General features: G+C 49.9%; 1 pseudogene. It reads right to left on the bottom strand.

The window, feature by feature from the left end:
- Positions 1 to 339 (bottom strand): annotated as a pseudogene (locus tag ACFILW_RS09855) (hypothetical protein); the annotation flags it as partial.

The raw sequence follows: 339 nt of genomic DNA, 5'->3' as shown, positions 1-339 counted from the left end.
CGTCTCCTGCCGTTGCCTTGGCTTCTCTTGCCTCTGTCAAAGCTGTCTCTACTGTGCTTTGAACTTGTGTCACTCTTTGAGAGCTTTCCGTGACCGTTGTCGCCACTCTATCGGCTGCACCTTTAGTATCATCCGCAATACGCTTGGCTTCTTGCGCTAACCTCTCAGCCGCTTCTGACTTCATCTTGGCATCTTCTGAAGAGGTTTTCGATACCTCTGCTGTTGTCTTGGCGGCATTGGATACTGTTAATGCCGTATTTGCCTGCTCTAAAGCTGTCTCTGCTGTCGTCTTGGCTTCAGAAGCTACAGTAACTGAACTCGCTGCTGTGTCTGCTATAG

This window comes from Bartonella sp. TT110JLCBS, assembly GCF_042193405.1.
Classification (GTDB): domain Bacteria; phylum Pseudomonadota; class Alphaproteobacteria; order Rhizobiales; family Rhizobiaceae; genus Bartonella.
This window is presented reverse-complemented; position numbering and strand designations above follow the sequence as displayed.